General features: G+C 52.1%; 24 protein-coding genes and 1 pseudogene. 21 read left to right on the top strand and 4 right to left on the bottom strand.

All coding sequences use genetic code 11. From position 1 onward, the window contains the following. Positions 1-95: 95 nt before the first annotated feature. From ACJHWT_RS15710 to csiR, 9 genes and pseudogenes are all read left to right on the top strand, one after another. A pseudogene (locus ACJHWT_RS15710) lies at positions 96-347 on the top strand (hypothetical protein); the annotation flags it as partial. A gap of 135 nt (positions 348-482) precedes the next feature. Then, positions 483-803, top strand: coding sequence for a DUF5375 domain-containing protein (locus ACJHWT_RS15715; protein ID WP_000856729.1), 321 nt, complete (start codon positions 483-485; stop codon positions 801-803). A gap of 14 nt (positions 804-817) precedes the next feature. Next, a complete protein-coding gene (locus tag ACJHWT_RS15720; RefSeq protein WP_025491910.1) occupies positions 818-3,151 on the top strand; it encodes a primase-helicase zinc-binding domain-containing protein in 2,334 nt (777 codons plus the stop codon). A 1,185-nt stretch (positions 3,152-4,336) separates the two neighbouring features. Continuing rightward, a complete protein-coding gene (gene glaH / locus ACJHWT_RS15725; RefSeq protein WP_000993114.1) occupies positions 4,337-5,314 on the top strand; it encodes a glutarate dioxygenase GlaH in 978 nt (325 codons plus the stop codon). Between the two features lie 19 nt (positions 5,315-5,333). Then, a complete protein-coding gene (lhgO, locus tag ACJHWT_RS15730; protein ID WP_000271981.1) occupies positions 5,334-6,602 on the top strand; it encodes an L-2-hydroxyglutarate oxidase in 1,269 nt (422 codons plus the stop codon). A gap of 22 nt (positions 6,603-6,624) precedes the next feature. Then, entirely contained in the window at positions 6,625-8,073 is a 1,449-nt protein-coding gene (gabD, locus tag ACJHWT_RS15735; protein WP_000772878.1) for an NADP-dependent succinate-semialdehyde dehydrogenase, read from the top strand. Positions 8,074-8,086: 13 nt separating this feature from the next. Further along, positions 8,087-9,367: a 4-aminobutyrate--2-oxoglutarate transaminase gene (gene gabT, locus ACJHWT_RS15740; protein ID WP_000097670.1), complete on the top strand. Its 1,281-nt coding sequence runs from the start codon at positions 8,087-8,089 to the stop codon at positions 9,365-9,367. Between the two features lie 237 nt (positions 9,368-9,604). Then, on the top strand, positions 9,605-11,005 hold the full coding sequence (gene gabP, locus ACJHWT_RS15745) for a GABA permease (RefSeq protein ID WP_001298180.1): 1,401 nt from the start codon (positions 9,605-9,607) through the stop codon (positions 11,003-11,005). 20 nt (positions 11,006-11,025) lie between these two features. Beyond that, on the top strand, positions 11,026-11,688 hold the full coding sequence (gene csiR, locus ACJHWT_RS15750) for a DNA-binding transcriptional regulator CsiR (RefSeq protein ID WP_000156819.1): 663 nt from the start codon (positions 11,026-11,028) through the stop codon (positions 11,686-11,688). Here csiR and kbp read toward each other — a convergent pair whose 3' ends face one another. Together kbp and ACJHWT_RS15760 are read right to left on the bottom strand one after the other, a co-directional pair. Continuing rightward, entirely contained in the window at positions 11,689-12,138 is a 450-nt protein-coding gene (gene kbp / locus ACJHWT_RS15755) for a potassium binding protein Kbp (protein WP_000522415.1), read from the bottom strand. An 83-nt stretch (positions 12,139-12,221) separates the two neighbouring features. Beyond that, positions 12,222-12,380 (bottom strand): YqaE/Pmp3 family membrane protein, encoded by a 159-nt coding sequence (locus ACJHWT_RS15760; RefSeq protein ID WP_000508177.1) that lies wholly within the window; start codon positions 12,378-12,380, stop codon positions 12,222-12,224. Between the two features lie 182 nt (positions 12,381-12,562). Between ACJHWT_RS15760 and ACJHWT_RS15765 the strand changes: the two genes are divergently transcribed. Together ACJHWT_RS15765 and ygaP are read left to right on the top strand one after the other, a co-directional pair. Beyond that, positions 12,563-12,862: an ArsR/SmtB family transcription factor gene (locus ACJHWT_RS15765; RefSeq protein WP_000137280.1), complete on the top strand. Its 300-nt coding sequence runs from the start codon at positions 12,563-12,565 to the stop codon at positions 12,860-12,862. Between the two features lie 9 nt (positions 12,863-12,871). Beyond that, on the top strand, positions 12,872-13,396 hold the full coding sequence (gene ygaP, locus ACJHWT_RS15770) for a thiosulfate sulfurtransferase YgaP (protein ID WP_001229479.1): 525 nt from the start codon (positions 12,872-12,874) through the stop codon (positions 13,394-13,396). Between the two features lie 46 nt (positions 13,397-13,442). Here the strand turns inward: ygaP and stpA are convergent, their stop codons facing one another. After that, positions 13,443-13,847, bottom strand: coding sequence for a DNA-binding protein StpA (gene stpA / locus ACJHWT_RS15775; RefSeq protein WP_000115388.1), 405 nt, complete (start codon positions 13,845-13,847; stop codon positions 13,443-13,445). Between the two features lie 666 nt (positions 13,848-14,513). On the opposite strand from stpA, the gene alaE reads away from it, so the two are divergent. Next, on the top strand, positions 14,514-14,963 hold the full coding sequence (gene alaE / locus ACJHWT_RS15780) for an L-alanine exporter AlaE (protein WP_000492658.1): 450 nt from the start codon (positions 14,514-14,516) through the stop codon (positions 14,961-14,963). A 36-nt stretch (positions 14,964-14,999) separates the two neighbouring features. Here alaE and ACJHWT_RS15785 read toward each other — a convergent pair whose 3' ends face one another. Continuing rightward, a complete protein-coding gene (locus ACJHWT_RS15785) occupies positions 15,000-15,344 on the bottom strand; it encodes a DUF2002 family protein (protein WP_000281320.1) in 345 nt (114 codons plus the stop codon). A 151-nt stretch (positions 15,345-15,495) separates the two neighbouring features. On the opposite strand from ACJHWT_RS15785, the gene ACJHWT_RS15790 reads away from it, so the two are divergent. The 9 genes from ACJHWT_RS15790 (at position 15,496) to ACJHWT_RS15830 (ending at position 24,852) form a co-directional block, all read left to right on the top strand. Continuing rightward, positions 15,496-15,825 carry a DUF883 domain-containing protein gene (locus ACJHWT_RS15790; RefSeq protein WP_001295174.1) on the top strand — a complete coding sequence of 110 codons (330 nt, stop codon included), beginning with the start codon at positions 15,496-15,498 and terminating at the stop codon, positions 15,823-15,825. Between the two features lie 247 nt (positions 15,826-16,072). After that, entirely contained in the window at positions 16,073-16,318 is a 246-nt protein-coding gene (gene nrdH / locus ACJHWT_RS15795; protein ID WP_001223227.1) for a glutaredoxin-like protein NrdH, read from the top strand. Beyond that, positions 16,315-16,725 carry a class Ib ribonucleoside-diphosphate reductase assembly flavoprotein NrdI gene (gene nrdI / locus ACJHWT_RS15800; protein ID WP_000080947.1) on the top strand — a complete coding sequence of 137 codons (411 nt, stop codon included), beginning with the start codon at positions 16,315-16,317 and terminating at the stop codon, positions 16,723-16,725. The genes nrdH and nrdI overlap by 4 nt, the downstream gene beginning before the upstream one ends. After that, entirely contained in the window at positions 16,698-18,842 is a 2,145-nt protein-coding gene (gene nrdE / locus ACJHWT_RS15805; RefSeq protein ID WP_000246584.1) for a class 1b ribonucleoside-diphosphate reductase subunit alpha, read from the top strand. Before nrdI ends, nrdE begins: the two co-directional genes overlap by 28 nt. Before the next feature lie 9 nt (positions 18,843-18,851). Further along, positions 18,852-19,811 (top strand): class 1b ribonucleoside-diphosphate reductase subunit beta, encoded by a 960-nt coding sequence (gene nrdF, locus ACJHWT_RS15810; protein WP_000777931.1) that lies wholly within the window; start codon positions 18,852-18,854, stop codon positions 19,809-19,811. Positions 19,812-20,166: 355 nt separating this feature from the next. Continuing rightward, positions 20,167-21,369 carry a glycine betaine/L-proline ABC transporter ATP-binding protein ProV gene (proV, locus tag ACJHWT_RS15815; RefSeq protein WP_000985490.1) on the top strand — a complete coding sequence of 401 codons (1,203 nt, stop codon included), beginning with the start codon at positions 20,167-20,169 and terminating at the stop codon, positions 21,367-21,369. Then, entirely contained in the window at positions 21,362-22,426 is a 1,065-nt protein-coding gene (proW, locus tag ACJHWT_RS15820) for a glycine betaine/L-proline ABC transporter permease ProW (protein WP_000774965.1), read from the top strand. The genes proV and proW overlap by 8 nt, the downstream gene beginning before the upstream one ends. A 57-nt stretch (positions 22,427-22,483) precedes the next feature. Continuing rightward, a complete protein-coding gene (gene proX, locus ACJHWT_RS15825) occupies positions 22,484-23,476 on the top strand; it encodes a glycine betaine/L-proline ABC transporter substrate-binding protein ProX (RefSeq protein ID WP_001216531.1) in 993 nt (330 codons plus the stop codon). A gap of 191 nt (positions 23,477-23,667) precedes the next feature. Continuing rightward, a complete protein-coding gene (locus ACJHWT_RS15830; protein ID WP_000165685.1) occupies positions 23,668-24,852 on the top strand; it encodes an MFS transporter in 1,185 nt (394 codons plus the stop codon). Positions 24,853-24,973: the final 121 nt, after the last annotated feature.

Below are 24,973 nucleotides of genomic sequence, written 5' to 3' on the forward strand. Positions count from 1 at the left end.
ACAAAATGAGTCAAAAGTGATCTCCATCGATGTTATTCAGCGATCTGTTCAAATGTTATTACCCGATCTCGATGGAAGTTATTGAGTGATCTCCTTTCATGAAAATACGCACCTGTGACCGTCCTGACCTGTTCAGACGCAGCCCCGTAAACCGGCATGCGGTACTGAAAGAAATGGCCGGAGACCCGGAATTACAGAAATGGCGGGAGAAATATCTGGATATTTACCCGCAGGACACTGTTCCGGCCAGCCGGGCGGCACCGGTGGCGCGGGAATGGCGGGAAATTCCCCGCACGGAGCCTGACCCGGAAATCACCCCGGATAACAGTTACCGCAATTATCTGTAATTAAAAAACGACACCCGAAAAATTAAATGTGCGTATTCGCGCAGGGATACGCACGTCTTCAGGAGACGCAGATATGCCTTATCAGTTAATGCAACCGGCACGGAATGCAGTCATCTGTCACAGGGAGGAAAACAAATGAAAACACCCTTACCGCCCGTCTTACGCGCTGCCCTTTACCGTCGCGCTGTCGCCTGTGCCTGGCTGACCGTGTGCGAACGTCAGCACCGCTACCCGCATCTCACCCTTGAATCACTGGAGGCGGCCATCGCCGCTGAGCTGGAGGGCTTTTATCTGCGCCAGCACGGTGAGGAAAAAGGGCGTCAGATAGCCTGTGCCCTGCTGGAAGATTTAATGGAATCCGGCCCCCTGAAGGCCGCGCCGTCGCTGTCCTTTCTCGGGCTGGTTGTGATGGATGAACTCTGTGCCCGTCACATAAAAGCGCCGGTACTGCACTGAAGGAGAACAACACCATGAAAATGAACGTAACCGCCACCGTCAGCCATGCGCTCGGCCACTGGCCGCGTATTCTCCCGGCGCTGGGGATTCAGGTGCTGAAGAACCGTCATCAGCCCTGTCCGGTCTGTGGCGGGAGTGACCGTTTCCGTTTTGATGACAGGGAGGGGCGCGGCACCTGGTACTGCAATCAGTGTGGTGCCGGTGACGGCCTGAAACTGGTTGAAAAGGTGTTTGGTGTTTCCCCGTCCGACGCGGCCACAAAGGTGGCAGCCGTGACCGGCAGCCTGCCCCCGGCTGACCCGGTAGTGACGGCTGCCGCCGGTGCTGAAACAGACGCTGCCCGGAAGAACGCCGCCGCACTGGCACAAACCCTGATGGCGAAAACCCGTCCCGGAACCGGTAACGCCTACCTGACCCGCAAGGGCTTTCCCGGCCGGGAATGCCGGATGCTGACCGGCACACACAGAGCCGGTGGCGTGAGCTGGCGTGCCGGTGACCTTGTGGTGCCACTGTATGACGACAGCGGCGAACTGGTTAACCTTCAGTTAATCAGTGCTGACGGCCGTAAGCGCACCCTGAAAGGCGGACAGGTCAGGGGCACCTGTCACACCCTTGAAGGACAGAATCAGGCCGGGAAACGTCTGTGGATAGCGGAGGGATACGCGACCGCACTTACCGTGCATCACCTGACCGGTGAAACGGTGATGGTGGCGCTTTCTTCCGTGAATCTCCTTTCTCTGGCCAGCCTTGCCCGGCAGAAGCATCCGGCCTGTCAGATTGTCCTTGCTGCTGACCGTGACCTCAGCGGTGACGGCCAGAAAAAAGCCGCCGCAGCCGCAGATGCGTGTGAAGGTGTTGTTGCCCTGCCGCCGGTCTTCGGTGACTGGAATGATGCCTTCACGCAGTACGGCGGGGAAGCCACCCGTAAGGCCATTTATGATGCCATCCGGCCACCGGCTGAAAGCCCGTTCGACACCATGAGCGAAGCGGAGTTTTCCGCCATGAGTACCAGCGAAAAGGCCATGCGTATCTATGAGCATTACGGCGAGGCGCTCGCGGTCGATGCCAACGGCCAGCTTCTGTCCCGCTATGAAAATGGTGTCTGGAAGGTGCTGCCGCCACAGGACTTTGCCCGGGATGTGGCCGGGCTGTTTCAGCGTCTGCGCGCGCCGTTCTCCTCCGGGAAGGTGGCCTCCGTGGTGGACACCCTGAAGCTGATTATTCCGCAGCAGGAAGCCCCCTCCCGCCGCCTGATTGGCTTTCGTAACGGCGTGCTCGACACGCAGAACGGCACGTTCCACCCGCACAGTCCGTCACACTGGATGCGCACCCTGTGCGATGTGGATTTCACCCCGCCGGTGGACGGTGAAACGCTGGAGACCCACGCCCCCGCGTTCTGGCGCTGGCTTGACCGTGCCGCCGGTGGCCGTGCGGAAAAACGCGACGTGATTCTGGCCGCACTGTTTATGGTGCTGGCAAACCGCTACGACTGGCAGCTCTTTCTGGAGGTGACCGGTCCCGGCGGCAGCGGCAAAAGTATCATGGCCGAAATAGCCACCCTGCTGGCCGGGGAGGATAACGCCACGTCGGCCACCATCGAGACGCTGGAATCCCCGCGTGAACGTGCCGCGTTAACTGGCTTCTCACTGATACGCCTGCCGGACCAGGAAAAATGGAGCGGCGACGGTGCCGGACTCAAGGCCATCACCGGCGGCGATGCGGTGTCCGTTGACCCGAAATACCGGGATGCATACTCCACGCATATCCCGGCGGTGATTCTGGCCGTGAACAATAACCCGATGCGCTTCACCGACCGCAGCGGCGGCGTGTCACGCCGGCGGGTGATTATTCACTTCCCGGAACAGATAGCCCCGCAGGAGCGCGACCCGCAGCTTAAGGACAAAATCACCCGCGAGCTGGCGGTCATCGTGCGTCACCTGATGCAGAAGTTCAGCGACCCGATGCTCGCCCGGTCACTGCTTCAGTCCCAGCAGAACTCAGACGAGGCGCTGAACATCAAACGGGATGCCGACCCGACGTTTGATTTTATCGGCTATCTGGAAACCCTGCCGCAGACCAGCGGCATGTATATGGGGAACGCCAGTATCATCCCGCGTAATTACCGTAAATACCTCTATCACGCCTATCTGGCCTACATGGAGGCAAACGGCTACCGGAATGTACTCAGTCTGAAAATGTTCGGGCTGGGGCTGCCGGTGATGCTGAAGGAATACGGACTGAATTACGAGAAGCGCCATACCAAACAGGGGATACAGACCAACCTGACACTGAAAGAGGAAAGCTACGGCGACTGGCTGCCAAAATGTGACGACCCTGCAACAGCCTGACCCACCTGACCGGCATCTGCCGGTCTTTTTTTATCCCTGAATTCCCCGAAGGTGAACAATCCACTGTTCACCCTTCACCGTATATTCACCCGTTATCACACTGAAATTAAAAGAGAAAAACGAAAGGTGAACAGTGTGAACAATCAAATCAAAAAAAACTTTTTTCTCCCTGTGTGATTTCAGCACGGGGGATTAATCACCGGTATGAGTCACACCGGCAGAATGCCGGAGGTGAAGAATCGAATGTTCACCCTTCACCCATTATTCACCACCTATCCAACTGAAATAAAAGGAGAAAGCAGAAAGGTGAACAGTGTGAACAGTTCTTTCGAAAAAAAATTTTTTTCCTGTACGATATAGCATCAATCCAAGTAAAAATGCGCTTTCATTTCACATTAACTTACAGCCATTGGTATACGATTAGGTATACGTACAAAAACTGAATTAAACAAAATCATTAAAAATCAAAGCAATACAATATTTATTCAAACTCCGCCAGCCCAATCATGATTGGACGGTGTAAGGACTACACCAACAAAAACAGGAAGTTATAAGTCTCAGCAGGACACCGACCAGACGGTGAGGAGACAAAAAAGGATACGCAACGGAGTCGCGACTCCCTATGACATTAAAGCCCGCTGATGCGGGCTTTTTTATTGGTCCTGACCCGCCCTGAATAGAATTCATCCAATTACAGTCCAGACATATACAGTATCCCTCAGCTCAGTATGAGCTTCTCGACAAATGGTCACTGTTATTTACCCGTTGCCAGAAAGAGAATAATTTGCCCCCATAGCCAGCCTTCCCGGAATCTGTATATTCATTAATATTGTTATCGATTCCATCAAGTAACATAGGTTGGATGCGATTGATCTTACTCACATTAGTCGACACGGAACTCAGTAAGTTGAACTCTGGAAAAGCAGTTTAAATAGCATTTAAACAAATGCCACCAGTTCGAAAAAGAGTATAAGCACACTTAATATATTGTTTTAATTATTCATTTCCTTTCAACCCAATTCTTATCCCTCACATTATTTGTTATTAATTTGTTGTTTTTGATCGCAATAAGAAAACAATATGTAACTTTTATGCGCATTTTTCAGAAATGTAGATATTTTTAGATTATGGCTACGAAATGAGCATCGCCATATCACCCTACATCTCATAAGAGGATCGCTTCTGATGAATGCACTGACCGCCGTACAAAATAACGCTGTCGATTCAGGCCAGGACTATAGCGGATTCACTCTCATCCCGTCGGCGCAATCCCCGCGTCTGCTGGAACTCACCTTCACCGAACAGACGACCAAACAGTTTCTCGAACAGGTTGCCGAATGGCCCGTGCAGGCGCTGGAGTACAAATCTTTTCTGCGTTTTCGGGTAGGCAAAATTCTTGACGATCTGTGTGCGAACCAGCTGCAACCATTGCTGTTGAAGACCCTGCTAAACCGTGCTGAAGGTGCGCTGTTGATCAATGCGGTGGGTGTCGATGATGTGAAGCAAGCGGATGAGATGGTGAAGCTGGCGACGGCGGTAGCGCATCTGATTGGCCGTTCCAATTTCGACGCGATGAGCGGTCAGTATTACGCGCGTTTTGTAGTGAAAAATGTCGATAACTCAGACAGCTATCTGCGTCAGCCGCACCGCGTAATGGAGCTGCATAACGACGGCACCTACGTCGAAGAGATCACTGACTATGTGCTGATGATGAAAATCGACGAGCAGAACATGCAGGGTGGAAATTCGTTGCTGCTGCATCTCGATGACTGGGAACATCTGGACCACTATTTCCGCCATCCACTGGCGCGTCGCCCGATGCGCTTTGCCGCGCCGCCGAGCAAAAACGTCAGCAAAGATGTTTTCCATCCAGTGTTCGACGTTGATCAACAGGGTCGCCCGGTGATGCGTTATATCGACCAGTTCGTCCAGCCAAAAGACTTCGAAGAAGGCGTGTGGCTGAGTGAGCTTTCCGATGCCATTGAAACCAGCAAAGGCATTCTTTCTGTGCCCGTTCCCGTTGGCAAATTCCTGTTGATTAACAATCTATTCTGGCTGCACGGTCGCGACCGCTTTACTCCACACCCGGATCTGCGCCGTGAACTGATGCGTCAGCGTGGCTATTTCGCTTACGCCACTAACCACTACCAGACGCATCAGTAAGCGCAAAGGAATTGAGCGGATGTATGATTTTGTGATTATTGGCGGCGGCATCATCGGCATGTCGACCGCCATGCAACTGATTGATGTTTATCCGGATGCCCGCATTGCGTTGCTGGAAAAAGAGTCCGGTCCGGCCTGTCATCAGACAGGCCACAACAGCGGCGTGATCCATGCCGGGGTTTATTACACGCCCGGTAGCCTGAAGGCGCAGTTTTGCCTGGCGGGGAACCGCGCCACCAAAGCCTTTTGCGATCAAAACGGCATTCGCTATGACAACTGCGGCAAGATGCTGGTCGCCACCTCTGAACTCGAAATGGAACGGATGCGCGCGTTGTGGGAACGTACGGCGGCGAATGGTATCGAGCGCGAGTGGCTAAACGCCGAGGAACTGCGCGAGCGCGAACCGAATATCACCGGGCTCGGCGGCATTTTTGTGCCGTCCAGCGGCATTGTCAGCTATCGCGAAGTGACGGCGGCGATGGCAAAAATCTTCCAGGCCAGAGGCGGCGAGATTATTTATAACGCCGAAGTCAGCGCCCTCAGTGAGCATAAAAACGGCGTGGTGATACGTACCCGTCAGGGCGGTGAATATGAAGCATCGACGCTGATTAGCTGTTCCGGGCTGATGGCTGACCGGCTGGTGAAAATGCTCGGCCTCGAACCGGGCTTTATTATCTGCCCGTTCCGTGGCGAGTATTTCCGCCTTGCGCCGGAGCATAACCAGATTGTTAACCACCTGATTTACCCCATTCCCGACCCCGCGATGCCATTTTTGGGCGTGCATCTCACCCGCATGATCGATGGCAGCGTGACCGTCGGGCCAAACGCGGTGCTGGCTTTCAAACGCGAAGGCTATCGTAAGCGCGACTTCTCATTTAGCGACACGCTGGAGATTTTGGGCTCGTCGGGGATTCGCCGGGTGCTGCAAAACCATCTACGCTCAGGACTGGGCGAGATGAAAAACTCGCTGTGCAAAAGCGGCTATCTGCGGCTGGTGCAAAAGTATTGTCCCCGGCTTTCGTTAAGCGATCTCCAGCCCTGGCCCGCTGGTGTGCGGGCGCAGGCGGTATCGCCGGACGGCAAGCTGATTGACGATTTTCTGTTTGTCACCACCCCGCGCACGATCCACACCTGCAATGCGCCCTCCCCGGCAGCGACATCAGCAATTCCTATTGGTGCGCATATTGTCAGCAAGGTACAAACGCTGTTGGCAAGCCAGAGTAACCCCGGACGCACGCTGCGAGCGGCACGTAGTGTGGATGCCTTACACGCCGCATTTAATCAATAACCTTTGAAAACAGGACGTAACAATGAAACTTAACGACAGTAACTTATTCCGCCAGCAGGCGTTGATTAACGGGGAATGGCTGGACGCCAACAATGGCGAGGTCATCGACGTCACCAATCCGGCGAACGGCGACAAGCTGGGTAGCGTGCCGAAAATGGGCGCTGATGAAACCCGCGCCGCTATCGACGCCGCCAACCGCGCTCTGCCCGCCTGGCGCGCGCTCACCGCCAAAGAACGCGCCACCATTCTGCGCAACTGGTTCAATTTGATGATGGAGCATCAGGACGATTTAGCGCGCCTGATGACCCTCGAACAGGGTAAACCGCTGGCTGAAGCGAAAGGCGAAATCAGCTACGCCGCCTCCTTTATTGAGTGGTTTGCTGAAGAAGGCAAACGTATTTATGGCGACACCATTCCCGGTCATCAGGCCGATAAACGCCTGATTGTTATCAAGCAGCCGATTGGCGTCACTGCTGCTATCACGCCGTGGAACTTTCCGGCGGCGATGATTACCCGTAAAGCCGGTCCGGCGCTGGCGGCAGGCTGCACGATGGTGCTGAAACCTGCCAGTCAGACGCCGTTCTCTGCGCTGGCGCTGGCGGAACTGGCGATTCGCGCAGGCGTTCCGGCTGGCGTATTTAACGTGGTCACCGGTTCGGCGGGCGCGGTCGGTAACGAACTGACCAGCAACCCGCTGGTGCGCAAACTGTCGTTTACCGGCTCGACCGAAATTGGCCGCCAGTTAATGGAACAGTGCGCGAAAGACATCAAGAAAGTGTCGCTGGAACTGGGCGGCAACGCGCCGTTTATCGTCTTTGACGATGCCGACCTCGACAAAGCCGTGGAAGGCGCACTGGCCTCGAAATTCCGCAACGCCGGGCAAACCTGCGTCTGCGCCAACCGTTTATACGTGCAGGACGGCGTGTATGACCGCTTTGCCGAAAAATTGCAGCAGGCGGTGAGCAAACTGCACATCGGCGACGGGCTGGAGAATGGCGTCACCATTGGGCCGCTGATTGATGAAAAAGCGGTAGCAAAAGTGGAAGAGCATATTGCCGATGCGCTGGAGAAAGGTGCGCGTGTGGTTTGCGGCGGTAAAGCGGATGAACGCGGCGGCAACTTCTTCCAGCCGACCATTCTGGTGGACGTTCCGGCCAACGCCAAAGTGTCGAAAGAAGAGACGTTCGGCCCCCTTGCCCCGCTATTCCGCTTTAAAGATGAAGCCGATGTGATTGCGCAGGCCAATGACACCGAGTTTGGCCTTGCCGCCTATTTCTACGCCCGTGATTTAAGCCGCGTCTTCCGCGTGGGCGAGGCGCTGGAGTACGGCATCGTCGGCATTAATACTGGCATTATTTCCAATGAAGTGGCCCCGTTCGGCGGCATTAAAGCCTCGGGTCTGGGTCGTGAAGGTTCGAAGTATGGCATCGAAGATTACTTAGAAATCAAATATATGTGCATCGGTCTTTAACTGGAGAACGCGAATGAGCAGCAATAAAGAGTTAATGCAGCGCCGTAGTCAGGCAGTTCCTCGTGGCGTTGGGCAAATTCACCCCATTTTCGCTGACCGCGCGGAAAACTGCCGGGTGTGGGACGTTGAAGGTCGTGAGTATCTTGATTTCGCGGGCGGCATTGCGGTGCTCAATACCGGGCACCTGCATCCGAAAGTGGTTGCGGCGGTGGAAGCGCAGTTGAAAAAGCTGTCGCACACCTGCTTCCAGGTGCTGGCTTACGAACCGTATCTGGAGCTGTGCGAGATTATGAATCAGAAGGTGCCGGGAGATTTCGCCAAAAAAACGCTGCTGGTTACGACCGGTTCCGAAGCGGTGGAAAACGCGGTGAAAATCGCCCGCGCCGCCACTAAACGTAGCGGTACTATCGCCTTTAGCGGTGCGTATCACGGGCGCACGCATTACACGCTGGCGCTGACCGGCAAGGTGAATCCGTACTCTGCGGGCATGGGGCTGATGCCGGGTCATGTTTATCGCGCGCTTTATCCTTGCCCGCTGCACGGCATAAGCGAGGATGACGCTATCGCCAGCATCCACCGGATCTTCAAAAATGACGCCGCGCCGGAAGATATCGCCGCCATCGTGATTGAGCCGGTTCAGGGCGAAGGCGGTTTCTACGCCGCGACGCCAGCCTTTATGCAGCGTTTACGCGCGCTGTGTGACGAGCACGGGATCATGCTGATTGCCGATGAAGTGCAGAGCGGCGCGGGGCGTACCGGCACGCTGTTTGCGATGGAGCAGATGGACGTTGCGCCGGATCTTACCACCTTTGCGAAATCGATCGCGGGCGGCTTCCCGCTGGCGGGCGTCACCGGGCGCGCGGAAGTGATGGATGCCGTCGCTCCAGGCGGTCTGGGCGGCACCTATGCCGGTAACCCGATTGCCTGCGTGGCAGCGCTGGAAGTGTTAAAGGTATTCGAGCAGGAAAATCTGCTGCAAAAAGCCAACGACCTGGGGCATAAGCTGAAAGACGGATTGCTGGCGATAGCCGAAAAACACCCGGAGATCGGCGATGTACGCGGGCTGGGAGCGATGATTGCCATCGAGCTGTTTGAAGATGGCGATCACAGCAAACCGGACGCCAAACTCACCGCCGAGATCGTGGCGCGTGCCCGCGATAAAGGCCTGATTCTTCTCTCCTGCGGCCCGTATTACAACGTGCTGCGCATCCTTGTACCGCTCACCATTGAAGACGCTCAGATCCGTCAGGGTCTGGAAATCATCAGCCAGTGTTTTGCTGAGGCGAAGCAGTAGATCCGTACCCATGCCGGAGGCGACGCTGCGCGTCTTGTCCGGCCTACGCGAATCCAGGTCGGATAAAGCGTTTACGCTGCATCCGACAATCTGTACGTGAACAGGAATAAATCTATGTCGGCCGGATAAGGCGGAGCCGCTCTCCGGTAAAAAGAACCAATAACAATTACACGCGTGACCCGACGCGGGAAATGTCGGGGCGCTCTCCCAAGTGACACACTTTCGAGAGGATTCAGGATGGGGCAATCATCGCAACCACATGAGTTAGGCGGCGGGCTGAAGTCACGCCACGTCACCATGTTGTCTATTGCCGGTGTTATCGGCGCAAGTCTGTTTGTCGGTTCCAGCGTCGCCATCGCCGAAGCGGGCCCGGCGGTATTACTGGCCTATCTGTTCGCCGGATTACTGGTGGTTATGATTATGCGGATGTTGGCGGAAATGGCAGTTGCCACGCCCGATACCGGTTCGTTTTCCACCTATGCCGATAAAGCTATTGGCCGTTGGGCGGGCTATACCATCGGCTGGCTGTACTGGTGGTTTTGGGTACTGGTTATCCCGCTGGAAGCCAACATCGCCGCCATGATCCTGCACTCGTGGGTTCCAGGCATTCCCATCTGGTTATTTTCCCTCGTCATTACCCTCGCCTTAACCGGCAGTAATTTATTAAGCGTTAAAAACTACGGCGAATTTGAGTTCTGGCTGGCGCTGTGTAAAGTCATCGCTATCCTGGCCTTTATTTTCCTTGGTGCAGTCGCAATTAGCGGTTTTTACCCGTATGCCGACGTGAGCGGTATTTCAAGATTGTGGGATAGCGGCGGCTTTATGCCCAACGGCTTCGGTGCGGTATTAAGCGCGATGTTGATCACCATGTTCTCGTTTATGGGCGCAGAAATTGTCACCATTGCCGCCGCGGAATCCGACACGCCGGAAAAACATATTGTCCGCGCCACCAACTCGGTTATCTGGCGTATCTCTATTTTCTATTTGTGTTCTATTTTTGTCGTTGTGGCATTAATACCGTGGAATATGCCAGGGCTGAAAGCCGTTGGTTCTTATCGCTCGGTTCTGGAATTGCTCAATATTCCTCATGCGAAATTAATCATGGACTGCGTGATATTACTTTCCGTAACCAGTTGCCTGAACTCGGCGCTGTATACCGCTTCCAGGATGCTCTACTCCTTAAGCCGTCGCGGTGATGCTCCCGCGGTAATGGGTAAAATCAACCGCAGTAAAACCCCGTACGTAGCGGTGTTACTCTCCACCGGCGCGGCATTCTTAACGGTGGTGGTGAACTATTACGCGCCTGCGAAGGTGTTTAAATTTCTGATCGACAGCTCCGGCGCTATCGCCCTGCTGGTTTATTTAGTCATCGCCGTTTCACAATTGCGGATGCGCAAAATTCTGCGAGCAGAAGGAAGCGAAATTCGCCTGCGGATGTGGCTTTATCCGTGGCTCACCTGGCTGGTCATCGGTTTTATTACCTTTGTGTTGGTAGTGATGCTATTCCGCCCGGCGCAACAGTTAGAAGTGCTCTCCACCGGCTTATTAGCGATTGGGATTATCTGTACCGTGCCAATTATGGCTCGCTGGAAAAAGCTGATAATGTGGCAAAAAACACCCATTCATAATACGCGCTGATAATGATCAGGAGTCACACCATGACCATTACCTCTCTGGATGGCTATCGCTGGCTGAAGAACGATATTATTCGCGGCAATTTTCAGCCGGATGAAAAATTACGGATGAGTTTGCTGACATCGCGTTATGCACTTGGCGTCGGACCGTTGCGGGAGGCGCTTTCGCAACTGGTGGCAGAACGACTGGTCACGGTGGTGAATCAAAAAGGGTATCGGGTGGCGTCTATGTCAGAGCAGGAGCTGCTCGATATTTTCGACGCCCGCGCCAATATGGAAGCGATGCTGGTGAGTCTGGCGATTGCCCGCGGTGGCGATGAATGGGAGGCAGACGTTCTTGCGAAGGCGCATCTGCTCAGTAAGCTTGAGGCCTGTGACGCCAGTGAGAAAATGCTTGATGAGTGGGATCTGCGTCATCAGGCGTTTCATACTGCAATTGTGGCGGGCTGTGGTTCTTACTATTTGCTGCAAATGCGTGAACGGTTGTTTGATCTGGCAACGCGTTATCGATTTATCTGGCTGCGGCGAACAGTGCTTTCGGTGGAAATGCTGGAAGATAAACACGATCAGCACCAGACCCTGACTGCGACGGTACTGGCGCGAGATACCGCGCGCGCCAGTGAGTTAATGCGCCAGCATTTACTGACGCCAATTCCCATTATCCAGCAGGCGATGGCTGGCAATTAACTACTCTTCAGGAATACGCAACACTTGCCCCGGGTAAATTTTATCCGGGCTTTTTAGCATCGGTTTATTCGCTTCGAAGATTTTATTGTACAGATTAGCGTTACCGTAGACCTGTTTGGAAATGGCACTCAGAGTGTCGCCAGACTTAACGGTATAAAACTGGCTGGCAGTGGCTGGTGTCGCCGTTTTCACCTGATCATCGACACTGGCAATACCGGAAATATTCCCCACCGCAACAAGGATTTTCTCCTTCGCCTCCTGACTTAAGCCGTCACCCGTGACCGTCGCTTTGCCGTCGGCAATTTGAATGTTCACTTTATCGGCATCAGGTATACCGGTTTTGTTCAGATGCTCCTGCACCTTCTTCGCCTGATCGTCTTTATCGTGCTGACCTGTAACCGCGTCCCAGAGTTTTTCTCCGGCATCTTTCACAAAATTGAACAGACCCATAGCTACCTCATTCGTTAACGGAAACACTCAGAAAGTGTAGCAGAGGAACGCGGCGCGTTAACGCCGCGGGGGTGAACACAGGTTTAATCGCGGGTTTGCACCCAGAACGCGTGAATCAAACCGGGGATATACCCAAGCAGTGTCAGCAGAATATTAATAATGAACGCCCAACCGAACCCTTTACCGAGCAGCACGCCGAGCGGCGGCAGAATGATGGTGATGACGATTCTCCAGAAACCCATATGTACTCCCTATAAGAAAATTACTCATTGTTTAAAAAGAGATTTTATCTCTTAAGCGTAGTAATTTTAGCGGAGCCTGCCAGTTTCAGCTTACGCTTTTACTCTCATTTACGCTGCTGAGGCTGGTATATGTTGCATTTTTAATTTAGAGTTTACTTAATTTAGAAAATACTTAAATATCTATGACTGAACTCGCGCAATTACAGGCTAGTGCCGAACAGGCAGCGGCCTTATTGAAAGCAATGAGCCACCCTAAACGGTTGCTGATTCTGTGCATGCTTAGCGGTTCCCCCGGCACCAGTGCGGGAGAGCTGACGCGCATTACCGGACTAAGTGCCTCTGCAACATCACAGCATCTCGCTCGTATGCGGGACGAAGGGCTTATCGACAGCCAACGGGATGCCCAACGCATTCTATATTCCATTAAAAATGAGGCGGTAAATGCCATTATCGCCACCCTGAAAAATGTCTATTGTCCGTAAGGAGTCACTATGGCTTTGACAACCATTTCGCCGCATGATGCACAAGAATTAATCGCACGCGGCGCAAAGTTAATCGATATTCGTGACGCTGATGAATATCTTCGTGAACATATTCCTGAAGCAGATCTGGCTCCATTATCCGTGCTGAAACAGTCAGGTCTTCCGGCTAAATTACGTCGCGAGCAAATAATATTCCACTGCCAGGCAGGTAAACGCACCAGTAATAACGCCGATAAATTAGCAGCGATTGCCGCCCCCGCAGAAATCTTTTTACTCGAAGATGGGATTGATGGCTGGAAAAAAGCAGGATTACCAGTAGCGGTAAATAAATCTCAACCCTTGCCGTTAATGCGCCAGGTGCAGATCGCTGCGGGTGGTTTAATATTAATCGGCGTTATACTAGGTTATACCGTAAATAGCGGTTTCTTCTTATTAAGCGGCTTTGTTGGTGCCGGGTTAATGTTTGCAGGAATTAGCGGTTTTTGTGGGATGGCAAGGTTGTTAGATAAGATGCCGTGGAACCAACGAGCTTGAGAAGCGACGCCGGACGCGCCATAGCAGCAACATCCGGCCTCAGTAATTAGATCAGGAAATCGTCGAGAGATTTACCTTCTGCCAGCGCCTGAGCGATTGGCTTCGGTGTACGGCCCTGACCGGTCCAGGTTTTAGTTTCACCGTTAACATCGATGAATTTATATTTCGCCGGACGCGGCTGGCGTTTTTTACCAGCGCGTGGTGCCGCAGCAGAGCTATTACCCAATAACTCTTCCGGGTTAATTCCGTCAGCTTTCATCAGCTCCAGCCAGGTGCTAATTTTTTCCTGGCGCTCTGCCAGTTCACGCTGCTGTTGTTGTTCTTCTTCACGTCTTTCTTTAGTGACAACCCTGAATTTTTCGAGCATTTCTTCAAGAACGTCAATGGAGAATTCGCGAGCCATCGCACGGAGGGTGCGAATGTTATTTAAACTTTGTAACATTACGGACATAATAAAGAAAACCTTTTAACGCCAAAACAAAAAAGTATTTCGTCGCGTAGTGTAAGCGATCACTTATTATATTTCCACAAAATTTAATCTATTTACAGTCCTGCACGAGATTATTTCAGCTGTTATTTTCTGAAACCCTCAGAATAATTTCAAGATTATATATTAGCCATTTTGATGAGTAATTTAGGTTATTGGTGAACAGAGCGGCGCTCTCTGCTCGCTAATTCCGCAAGCCCGACAAAACCAAAGTGAATAAAAATGCAACTCAACAGAATAAAAGAAAACATCTATCACTGGTGCTTTCTGCTGTCAATGTACATTATCTGGCATAAAAAATGCTGAAAATGACCCGATCACTACATACACCGAATTCTCTACGCTTATAGCGTTACCCCCCCCCAAACCTTCATGAGTGAAAATAAAGGTAAACACATATCCAATTGATTTAATTAAAAATAAATCATATCGGCATGTAAAAATCCACAATGTGCAAAAAACGCGCCGCTACGGAATATTTTATCTACAAAAACAGATTAAATAAAAATTTTTCACTAATTGATTAGTCATAGCCAGCGATATACGCTATGCAAAAATGCAGATGGCAATGAGATCCACTGCTTTCATCTCCATTCACATCCCATTACGCTTTTATTAAGGAGCATTAGCATGTTCTCACCGCAGTCACGCTTGCGTCATGCAGTTGCAGATACGTTCGCGATGGTTGTTTACTGTTCTGTCGTGAACATGTGTATTGAAGTTTTCCTCTCCGGAATGAGCTTCGAACAGTCTTTTTATTCCAGATTGGTAGCGATTCCGGTAAACATCTTAATTGCATGGCCATACGGTATGTACCGCGATCTGTTTATGCGCGCAGCACGCAAAGTTAGCCCGTCGGGCTGGATAAAAAATCTGGCGGATATCATGGCTTATGTGACGTTCCAGTCACCGGTGTATGTGGCGATCTTGTTAGTGGTGGGCGCAGACTGGCATCAGATTATGGCGGCGGTCAGTTCAAACATCGTTGTTTCGATGTTGATGGGGGCGGTTTATGGCTACTTCCTCGATTATTGCCGCCGACTGTTTAAAGTCAGCCGTTACCAGCAGGTAAAAGCCTGACCCTTCTTTTCGCGACTGGCATCGCCAGTCGCGTCTTTAACTGGCTTCGCCAAATAAACCATTCAAATAACGTTCAAGCGCAACACGCGAACTAAAGCCATGCGGGATACCGTAATGCTCGTGTCGCTCGCCTGCTAAATAGAGCGGAAATTGTTGATAATGATCGCAAGTTTTAATATCGGAAGCGGGTTCAGCCAGTGTTGAACTACGTTCTTTTAATGTTGGATGAATCACCAGGGCGGTACGTCCCATTCGCGCTTCGCGATTAACATAGACATAATTTTCCCCACGGCGGTAACCATAAGCCTTCTGGGTTACCACATCGACAGTAAAACCGACTTTTTCAAGTACGCGCGCCACCTCGTCTGGTCGTAAATACATATTTGATCCTCGTTATTATCAACCGCGGGCCTACCTTACCTGATTGCGCATTCACAACGCTTTCAGAAAAGTCCATAAAGCTGCGATGAACCTCAGTTAAGAAAATTATGGTCTACACTGAAAATTACATCGAATTCTAATGGGGGATCATATGTTTAACCGACCGAACCGCAACGACGTTGATGATGGCGTGCAGGATATCCAGAATGATGTCAATCAATTAGCTGATAGTCTCGAATCTGTATTGAAGTCCTGGGGCAGCGACGCCAAAGGGGAAGCTGAAGCCGCACGCAGTAAAGCGCAGGCTCTACTGAAAGAAACCAGGGCGCGAATGCATGGTCGTACTCGCGTCCAGCAAGCCGCGCGTGATGCCGTTGGCTGCGCGGATTCTTTTGTTCGTGAAAGACCCTGGTGTAGCGTGGGTACAGCAGCTGCGGTAGGTATTTTTATCGGCGCACTGTTAAGCATGCGCAAATCGTAGTGCAATAATGATAATAAATACGCGTCTTTGACCCCGAAGCCTGGCTTCGGGGTTTCTTTTTGCCTGGTGAATCACAAAAATCCCCCTACCCCGTCACGCTTATACCCAGGGTAATTTCGACCACTATTTGCTATATATTGTATGGTTGAATCTTTTTTCAACTACATCTAGTATCTCTGTATCAACAGAGAGACAACCCGACGCGTATCATCGCGCCGTATCTTCATTTTAAACGGAAATACGAATCATGCGCATTACTATTTACACTCGTAACGATTGCGTTCAGTGCCACGCCACCAAACGGGCGATGGAAAACCGGGGCTTTGACTTTGAAATGATTAATGTCGATCGCGTTCCTGAAGCGGCGGAAGCGCTGCGTGCTCAGGGCTTTCGTCAGTTGCCGGTTGTGATTGCAGGCGATCTTAGCTGGTCTGGTTTCCGCCCGGACATGATCAATCGTCTGCATCCAGCGCCACACGCTGCCAGTGCATGAGCCAGCTCGTCTACTTTTCCAGCAGCTCCGAAAATACGCAGCGTTTTATCGAACGTTTAGGGCTGCCCGCGGTGCGCATCCCGCTCAATGAGCGGGAACGGATTCAGGTAGACGAGCCTTACATCCTGATCGTGCCCTCTTACGGCGGCGGCGGTACGGCTGGCGCGGTGCCACGACAGGTCATTCGCTTTTTAAACGACGAGCATAACCGGGCGTTGCTGCGCGGCGTTATTGCTTCGGGTAATCGCAACTTTGGTGAGGCATATGGCCGCGCCGGAGATGTGATTGCCCGGAAATGCGGCGTGCCATGGCTGTACCGCTTTGAACTCATGGGTACGCAAAGCGATATCGAAAACGTTCGTAAAGGAGTAACCGAATTTTGGCAACGACAACCGCAGAACGCCTGACGCAGGAAACTATGGATTACCACGCGCTGAATGCGATGCTTAACCTTTACGATAGCGCAGGTCGCATTCAGTTCGATAAAGATCGCCAGGCAGTAGACGCCTTTATGACGACGCATGTGCGTCCGAACAGTGTGACCTTCAGTAGCCAACAGCAGCGCCTGAACTGGCTGGTCAACGAAGGTTACTATGATGAAAGCGTTCTTAATCGGTACTCTCGCGACTTTGTCATTACGCTGTTTGCCCACGCACACGCCAGCGGTTTTCGTTTTCAGACATTCCTCGGAGCATGGAAGTTTTACACCAGCTATACGTTGAAGACATTCGACGGTAAACGTTATCTGGAAGATTTTGCCGATCGAGTCACGATGGTGGCGCTGACGCTGGCACAAGGCGATGAAACACTGGCGACGCAACTGACCGATGAGATGCTGTCAGGACGCTTTCAGCCTGCAACACCGACATTCCTCAACTGTGGTAAGCAGCAGCGCGGCGAACTGGTTTCCTGTTTTTTGCTGCGTATTGAAGACAATATGGAGTCGATTGGCCGGGCAGTAAATTCCGCACTGCAACTGTCGAAACGCGGCGGCGGCGTTGCATTTTTGCTGTCGAATCTGCGGGAAGCGGGCGCGCCAATTAAACGTATTGAAAATCAATCTTCTGGCGTGATTCCGGTGATGAAAATGCTGGAAGACGCATTTTCCTATGCCAACCAGCTCGGCGCGCGTCAGGGTGCTGGCGCAGTCTATTTACATGCCCATCATCCCGATATTCTGCGTTTTCTCGATACGAAACGGGAAAATGCCGACGAGAAAATCCGCATTAAAACACTGTCGCTGGGCGTGGTGATCCCGGATATCACTTTCCATCTGGCAAAAGAGAATGCGCAGATGGCGCTGTTTTCGCCCTATGACATAGAGCGAGTTTATGGCAAGCCATTTGCCGATGTCGCCATCAGTGAACACTATGCCGAACTGGTTGCCAATGAACGCATCCGCAAAAAATACATCAACGCCCGTGATTTCTTCCAGCGACTGGCAGAAATCCAGTTTGAGTCCGGCTATCCCTACATCATGTATGAAGACACGGTTAACCGTGCTAACCCTATCGCCGGGCGCATAAATATGAGCAATCTCTGCTCAGAAATTTTGCAGGTTAACAGCGCCTCAGAGTATGACGAGAATCTCGACTATGCCCGCACAGGCCATGATATTTCCTGCAATTTAGGTTCGTTGAATATTGCCCACACCATGGATTCCCCCGACTTTGCCCGCACGGTAGAGACTGCCGTGCGCGGTTTAACGGCGGTGTCAGATATGAGTCATATCCGCAGCGTGCCGTCCATCGAAGCCGGAAATGCCGCCTCACACGCCATCGGACTGGGGCAGATGAATTTACACGGTTATCTGGCGCGAGAAGGCATCGCTTATGGATCGCCGGAAGCACTCGATTTCACCAATCTCTATTTCTATACCATCACCTGGCACGCACTGCGTACCTCGATGTTGCTGGCGCGCGAACGCGGTGAAACCTTCGCCGGGTTCAAACAGTCACGCTATGCCAGTGGTGAATATTTTAGCCAATATCTGCAAGGGAACTGGCAGCCGAAAACGGCGAAAGTTGGCGAACTGTTTACCCGTAGCGGTATTACGTTACCTACCCGTGAGATGTGGGCGCAGCTGCGCGACGACGTGATGCGCTACGGCATTTACAACCAGAATCTTCAGGCGGTGCCGCCAACCGGTTCTATCTCTTATATCAACCATGCTACGTCGAGTATTCATCCGATTGTGGCGAAAGTAGAGATACGCAAAGAGGGCAAAACAGGACGCGTTTACTACCCTGCCCCGTTTATGACTAACGAGAATCTGGCGCTGTATCAGGACGCTTACGAAATTGGCGCAGAAAAGATCATCGACACCTACGCGGAAGCGACTCGCCATGTCGATCAGGGGCTGTCGCTGACGCTGTTTTTCCCCGATACCGCCACCACTCGCGATATCAACAAAGCGCAGATTTACGCCTGGCGCAAGGGTATCAAAACGCTCTATTACATTCGCCTGCGTCAGATGGCGCTGGAAGGCACTGAAATTGAAGGCTGCGTCTCCTGTGCACTTTAAGGAATATCTATGAAACTCTCACGTATCAGCGCCATCAACTGGAACAAGATATCTGACGATAAAGATCTGGAGGTGTGGAATCGCCTGACCAGCAATTTCTGGCTACCAGAAAAGGTGCCACTGTCGAACGATATACCTGCATGGCAGACATTAAGTGTCGTAGAACAACAACTGACAATGCGCGTTTTTACTGGCCTGACGCTGCTCGACACGCTGCAAAATGTTATCGGCGCGCCTTCGCTGATGCCCGATGCGCTCACGCCTCATGAAGAGGCAGTATTATCGAATATCAGCTTTATGGAGGCGGTTCATGCCCGCTCTTACAGTTCGATTTTCTCGACGCTGTGCCAGACCAAAGATGTCGATGCCGCCTACGCCTGGAGTGAAGAAAACGCGCCGTTGCAGCGAAAAGCACAGATTATTCAGCAACATTATCGCGGTGATGATCCGCTGAAAAAGAAAATCGCCAGTGTGTTTCTTGAATCTTTTTTGTTCTATTCCGGTTTCTGGCTGCCGATGTATTTTTCCAGCCGCGGAAAGCTAACCAATACCGCAGACCTGATCCATCTGATTATCCGCGATGAAGCAGTCCACGGTTACTACATCGGCTATAAATATCAGAAAAACCTGGAAAAGATCTCCCAGGCACGACGTGAAGAATTGAAGAGTTTCGCCTTCGATTTGTTGCTGGAACTCTATGACAACGAGTTGCAATACACCGATGAGCTGTACGCCGAAACCCCGTGGGCTGACGATGTGAAAGCGTTTCTCTGTTACAACGCCAATAAGGCGTTGATGAATCTGGGCTACGAGCCGCTATTTCCCGCAGAAATGGCGGAAGTGAATCCGGCAATCCTCGCCGCGCTTTCGCCGAATGCCGATGAAAATCACGATTTCTTTTCCGGTTCAGGCTCTTCATATGTGATGGGAAAAGCGGTCGAAACAGAAGATGAAGACTGGAATTTCTGAGGGGGTTATTTTCAAAAATATCACTACCCGCTGCAGGGAAATAATTCCCGCCAAATAGCTTTATATCACGTAAATAATTTGTGGTGATCTACACTGATACTCTGTTGCATTATTCGCCTGAAACCACAATATTCAGGCGTTTTTTTGCTATCTTTGACAAAAAATATCAACTTTTCTCGATTTGCTCTCAGCCCTTATATCATGGGAAATTCCGGCGATTTGCTCACATCAATATTCATGCCACATTTGCCCTCAGGGGTTGCCTCAGATTCTCAGTATGTTAGGGTAGAAAAAAGTGACTATTTCCATTGGGTAATGTATCGACATAAACAAATAACAGGAATCTTTCTATTGCATGGCAATTAAATTAGAAATTAAAAATCTTTATAAAATATTTGGTGAGCATCCACAGCGAGCTTTCAAATATATCGAACAAGGACTTTCAAAAGAACAAATTCTGGAAAAAACTGGGCTATCGCTTGGCGTAAAAGACGCCAGTCTGGCCATTGAAGAAGGCGAGATATTTGTCATCATGGGATTATCCGGTTCGGGTAAATCCACAATGGTACGCCTTCTCAATCGCCTGATTGAACCCACCCGCGGGCAAGTGCTGATTGATGGTGTGGATATTGCCAAAATATCCGACGCCGAACTCCGTGAGGTGCGCAGAAAAAAGATTGCGATGGTCTTCCAGTCCTTTGCCTTAATGCCGCATATGACCGTGCTGGACAATACTGCGTTCGGTATGGAACTGGCCGGAATTAATGCCGAAGAACGCCGGGAAAAGGCCCTTGATGCACTGCGTCAGGTCGGGCTGGAAAATTATGCCCACAGCTACCCGGATGAACTCTCTGGCGGGATGCGTCAACGAGTGGGATTAGCCCGCGCGTTAGCGATTAATCCGGATATATTATTAATGGACGAAGCCTTCTCGGCGCTCGATCCATTAATTCGCACCGAGATGCAGGATGAGCTGGTAAAATTACAGGCGAAACATCAGCGCACCATTGTCTTTATTTCCCACGATCTCGATGAAGCCATGCGTATTGGCGACCGAATTGCCATTATGCAAAATGGTGAAGTAGTACAGGTCGGCACACCGGATGAAATTCTCAATAATCCGGCGAATGATTATGTCCGTACCTTCTTCCGTGGCGTCGATATTAGCCAGGTGTTCAGTGCGAAAGATATTGCCCGTCGTACACCAAACGGCTTAATTCGTAAAACCCCCGGCTTCGGCCCGCGTTCGGCACTGAAATTATTGCAGGATGAAGATCGCGAATATGGCTACGTCATCGAACGCGGTAATAAGTTTGTCGGCGCTGTGTCTATCGATTCGCTTAAAGCCGCGTTAACGCAGCAGCAAGGTCTTGATGCGGCGCTGATTGATGCGCCGTTAGCGGTCGATGCACAAACGCCTCTTAGCGAGTTGCTCTCTCATGTCGGACAGGCCCCCTGTGCGGTGCCCGTGGTCGATGAGGACCAACAGTATGTCGGCATCATTTCGAAAGGAATGCTGCTGCGCGCTTTAGATCGTGAGGGGGTAAATAATGGCTGATCAAAATAATCCGTGGGATACCACGCCAGCGGCGGACAGTGCCGCACAGTCCGCAGACGCCTGGGGTACACCGGCTGCTGCACCGACTGACGGCGGTGGTGCTGACTGGCTGACCAGTACGCCTGCGCCAAACGTCGAGCATTTTAATATTCTCGATCCGTTCCATAAAACGCTGATCCCGCTCGACAGTTGGGTCACTGAAGGGATCGACTGGGTCGTTACCCATTTTCGTCCCGTCTTTCAGGGCGTGCGCGTTCCGGTTGATTACATCCTCAACGGTTTCCAGCAATTGCTGCTGGGTATGCCCGCTCCGGTGGCGATTATCGTTTTCGCTCTCATCGCCTGGCAAATTTCCGGTGTCGGAATGGGCGTGGCGACACTGGTTTCGCTGATTGCCATCGGCGCAATCGGTGCCTGGTCACAGGCAATGGTTACTCTGGCGCTGGTGCTAACCGCCCTGCTGTTCTGTATCGTCATCGGTTTGCCGTTGGGGATCTGGCTGGCGAGAAGTCCGCGAGCGGCGAAAATTATTCGTCCACTGCTTGATGCCATGCAGACCACGCCCGCGTTTGTTTATCTGGTACCAATCGTCATGCTGTTTGGTATCGGTAACGTGCCGGGCGTGGTGGTGACGATCATCTTTGCTCTGCCGCCGATTATCCGTCTGACGATTCTGGGAATTAACCAGGTTCCGGCGGATCTGATTGAAGCCTCGCGCTCATTCGGTGCCAGCCCGCGCCAGATGCTGTTCAAAGTTCAGTTACCGCTGGCGATGCCGACCATTATGGCGGGCGTTAACCAGACGCTGATGCTGGCCCTTTCTATGGTGGTCATCGCCTCGATGATTGCCGTCGGCGGGCTGGGTCAGATGGTGCTTCGCGGTATCGGTCGTCTGGATATGGGGCTTGCCACCGTTGGCGGCGTCGGGATTGTGATCCTCGCCATTATCCTCGACCGCCTGACGCAGGCCGTTGGGCGCGACTCACGCAGTCGCGGCAACCGTCGCTGGTACACCACTGGCCCTGTCGGTCTGCTGACCCGCCCATTCATTAAGTAACTCTGCACTTGCCCGGTGACGCCGGGCATTATCACCCTGCCAAAAAAAGGAATAACAATGCGACATAGCGTACTTTTTGCGACAGCGTTTGCCACGCTTATCTCTACACAAACTTTTGCTGCCGACCTGCCGGGCAAAGGCATTACTGTTAATCCGGTTCAGAGCACCATCACCGAAGAAACTTTCCAGACGCTGCTGGTCAGCCGCGCGCTGGAGAAATTAGGTTATACCGTCAATAAACCCAGCGAAGTGGATTACAACGTTGGCTACACCTCGCTTGCTTCCGGCGATGCAACCTTCACCGCAGTGAACTGGACGCCACTGCATGACAACATGTACGAAGCTGCCGGTGGCGATAAGAAATTTTATCGTGAAGGAGTATTTGTTAACGGCGCGGCACAGGGTTACCTGATCGATAAGAAAACTGCCGACCAGTACAAAATTACCAACATCGCGCAACTTAAAGATCCGAAGATCGCCAAACTGTTCGATACCAACGGCGACGGTAAAGCGGATTTAACCGGCTGTAACCCAGGCTGGGGCTGCGAAGGTGCGATCAACCACCAGCTTGCCGCGTATGGACTGACCAATACCGTGACGCATAATCAGGGGAACTACGCAGCGATGATGGCTGACACCATCAGTCGTTACAAAGAGGGTAAGCCGGTGTTTTACTACACCTGGACGCCGTACTGGGTGAGTAACGAACTGAAACCGGGGAAAGATGTGGTCTGGTTGCAGGTGCCGTTCTCCGCACTGCCGGGCGATAAAAATGCCGATACCAAACTGCCGAATGGCGCGAATTACGGCTTCCCGGTCAGTACCATGCATATCGTTGCCAACAAAGCCTGGGCCGAGAAAAACCCGGCAGCAGCGAAACTGTTTGCCATTATGCAGTTACCAGTGGCTGATATTAACGCCCAGAACGCCATTATGCATGACGGCAAAGCCTCAGAAGGCGATATTCAGGGCCACGTTGATGGCTGGATCAAAGCCCACCAGCAGCAGTTCGATGGCTGGGTGAATGAGGCGCTGGCAGCGCAGAAGTAATTTTTATTCGGGCGGATAAGGCGTTTTTGCCTCATCCGCCGCTCTGTACACAATGCCTGATGCGACGCTGGTGCGTCTTATCATACCTACAAACCACACCGCACATTTCAACAATCTATCTTTCATCCCATATTCATCAACATCCGCTATTATTGATTTCCAGCTTAATCATCACCTGATGAACAAAAATAATGACTAAACCTAATCATGAGCTTAGCCCGGCGCTGATCGTGCTGATGTCTATCGCCACCGGCCTGGCGGTAGCCAGTAACTATTACGCCCAGCCATTGCTCGACACCATCGCGCGTAACTTTTCCCTTTCCGCCAGTTCGGCAGGCTTTATTGTTACCGCCGCGCAGTTGGGCTATGCCGCAGGTCTGCTGTTTCTTGTTCCCCTCGGTGATATGTTTGAACGCCGCCGCCTGATTGTCTCGATGACCTTACTGGCGGCATGCGGCATGTTAATCACTGCCAGCAGTCAGTCGCTGGCGATGATGATCCTCGGTACGGCATTAACCGGTTTATTCTCGGTCGTGGCACAAATTCTGGTTCCGCTGGCAGCGACGCTGGCTTCACCGGACAAACGCGGCAAAGTGGTCGGCACCATTATGAGCGGTCTGCTGTTGGGGATCTTGCTGGCACGAACCGTTGCCGGGTTGCTGGCAAACCTCGGCGGCTGGCGCACAGTCTTTTGGGTTGCCTCGGTGTTAATGGCACTGATGACGCTGGCATTATGGCGTGGTCTGCCACAAATGAAATCAGAAACCCACCTCAACTACCCACAGTTGCTTGGTTCCGTTTTCAGCATGTTTATCAGCGATAAGATCCTGCGCACCCGTGCGTTGCTGGGCTGCCTGACCTTTGCCAACTTCAGCATTCTCTGGACCTCAATGGCCTTTTTGCTTGCCGCTCCACCTTTTAACTACAGCGATGGCGTCATTGGTCTGTTTGGACTTGCGGGAGCTGCCGGAGCGTTGGGTGCTCGTCCGGCGGGCGGTTTTGCCGATAAGGGCAAATCGCACCACACCACAACTTTCGGTCTGCTGCTGCTGTTACTTTCATGGCTGGCAATCTGGTTTGGTCACACTTCCGTACTGGCGCTGATTATCGGCATCCTGGTGCTGGACCTCACCGTGCAGGGCGTGCATATCACTAACCAGACGGTAATTTATCGAATACACCCTGATGCGCGTAATCGCCTGACCGCAGGTTACATGACCAGCTACTTTATTGGCGGTGCCGCCGGTTCGCTAATTTCAGCCTCAGCCTGGCAACATGGCGGTTGGGCTGGCGTTTGTCTGGCTGGCGCGACGATTGCCCTGGTTAACTTACTGGTCTGGTGGCGAGGTTTTCATCGTCAGGAAGCCGCAAATTAAGCAATCAGCAACCGTTTTCGTGGCTTTACACTTATAAGGGTGTTAAGAAGCCCATCAGTCTGATAAGGTTAAGATATTCATTCAGTCTATTTATAATATTAACAATCGTTAAGCGTACACT

The organism is Escherichia sp. WS338 (assembly GCF_046486405.1).
GTDB lineage: Bacteria > Pseudomonadota > Gammaproteobacteria > Enterobacterales > Enterobacteriaceae > Escherichia > Escherichia coli.

Excerpts from the sequence above, each read along its gene's own strand:
- ACJHWT_RS15830 (WP_000165685.1), top strand. The coding sequence starts at position 23,668 with ATGACTAAACCTAATCATGAGCTTAGCCCGGCGCTGATCGTGCTGATG.
- nrdI (WP_000080947.1), top strand. The coding sequence starts at position 16,315 with ATGAGCCAGCTCGTCTACTTTTCCAGCAGCTCCGAAAATACGCAGCGT.
- gabD (WP_000772878.1), top strand. The coding sequence starts at position 6,625 with ATGAAACTTAACGACAGTAACTTATTCCGCCAGCAGGCGTTGATTAAC.
- nrdF (WP_000777931.1), top strand. The coding sequence starts at position 18,852 with ATGAAACTCTCACGTATCAGCGCCATCAACTGGAACAAGATATCTGAC.
- ACJHWT_RS15760 (WP_000508177.1), bottom strand. The coding sequence starts at position 12,380 with ATGGGTTTCTGGAGAATCGTCATCACCATCATTCTGCCGCCGCTCGGC.
- gabT (WP_000097670.1), top strand. The coding sequence starts at position 8,087 with ATGAGCAGCAATAAAGAGTTAATGCAGCGCCGTAGTCAGGCAGTTCCT.
- stpA (WP_000115388.1), bottom strand. The coding sequence starts at position 13,847 with ATGTCCGTAATGTTACAAAGTTTAAATAACATTCGCACCCTCCGTGCG.
- lhgO (WP_000271981.1), top strand. The coding sequence starts at position 5,334 with ATGTATGATTTTGTGATTATTGGCGGCGGCATCATCGGCATGTCGACC.
- ACJHWT_RS15785 (WP_000281320.1), bottom strand. The coding sequence starts at position 15,344 with ATGTATTTACGACCAGACGAGGTGGCGCGCGTACTTGAAAAAGTCGGT.
- ygaP (WP_001229479.1), top strand. The coding sequence starts at position 12,872 with ATGGCTTTGACAACCATTTCGCCGCATGATGCACAAGAATTAATCGCA.
- gabP (WP_001298180.1), top strand. The coding sequence starts at position 9,605 with ATGGGGCAATCATCGCAACCACATGAGTTAGGCGGCGGGCTGAAGTCA.
- alaE (WP_000492658.1), top strand. The coding sequence starts at position 14,514 with ATGTTCTCACCGCAGTCACGCTTGCGTCATGCAGTTGCAGATACGTTC.
- csiR (WP_000156819.1), top strand. The coding sequence starts at position 11,026 with ATGACCATTACCTCTCTGGATGGCTATCGCTGGCTGAAGAACGATATT.
- nrdH (WP_001223227.1), top strand. The coding sequence starts at position 16,073 with ATGCGCATTACTATTTACACTCGTAACGATTGCGTTCAGTGCCACGCC.
- proV (WP_000985490.1), top strand. The coding sequence starts at position 20,167 with ATGGCAATTAAATTAGAAATTAAAAATCTTTATAAAATATTTGGTGAG.
- proW (WP_000774965.1), top strand. The coding sequence starts at position 21,362 with ATGGCTGATCAAAATAATCCGTGGGATACCACGCCAGCGGCGGACAGT.
- ACJHWT_RS15765 (WP_000137280.1), top strand. The coding sequence starts at position 12,563 with ATGACTGAACTCGCGCAATTACAGGCTAGTGCCGAACAGGCAGCGGCC.
- ACJHWT_RS15790 (WP_001295174.1), top strand. The coding sequence starts at position 15,496 with ATGTTTAACCGACCGAACCGCAACGACGTTGATGATGGCGTGCAGGAT.
- glaH (WP_000993114.1), top strand. The coding sequence starts at position 4,337 with ATGAATGCACTGACCGCCGTACAAAATAACGCTGTCGATTCAGGCCAG.
- ACJHWT_RS15715 (WP_000856729.1), top strand. The coding sequence starts at position 483 with ATGAAAACACCCTTACCGCCCGTCTTACGCGCTGCCCTTTACCGTCGC.
- kbp (WP_000522415.1), bottom strand. The coding sequence starts at position 12,138 with ATGGGTCTGTTCAATTTTGTGAAAGATGCCGGAGAAAAACTCTGGGAC.
- proX (WP_001216531.1), top strand. The coding sequence starts at position 22,484 with ATGCGACATAGCGTACTTTTTGCGACAGCGTTTGCCACGCTTATCTCT.
- ACJHWT_RS15720 (WP_025491910.1), top strand. The coding sequence starts at position 818 with ATGAAAATGAACGTAACCGCCACCGTCAGCCATGCGCTCGGCCACTGG.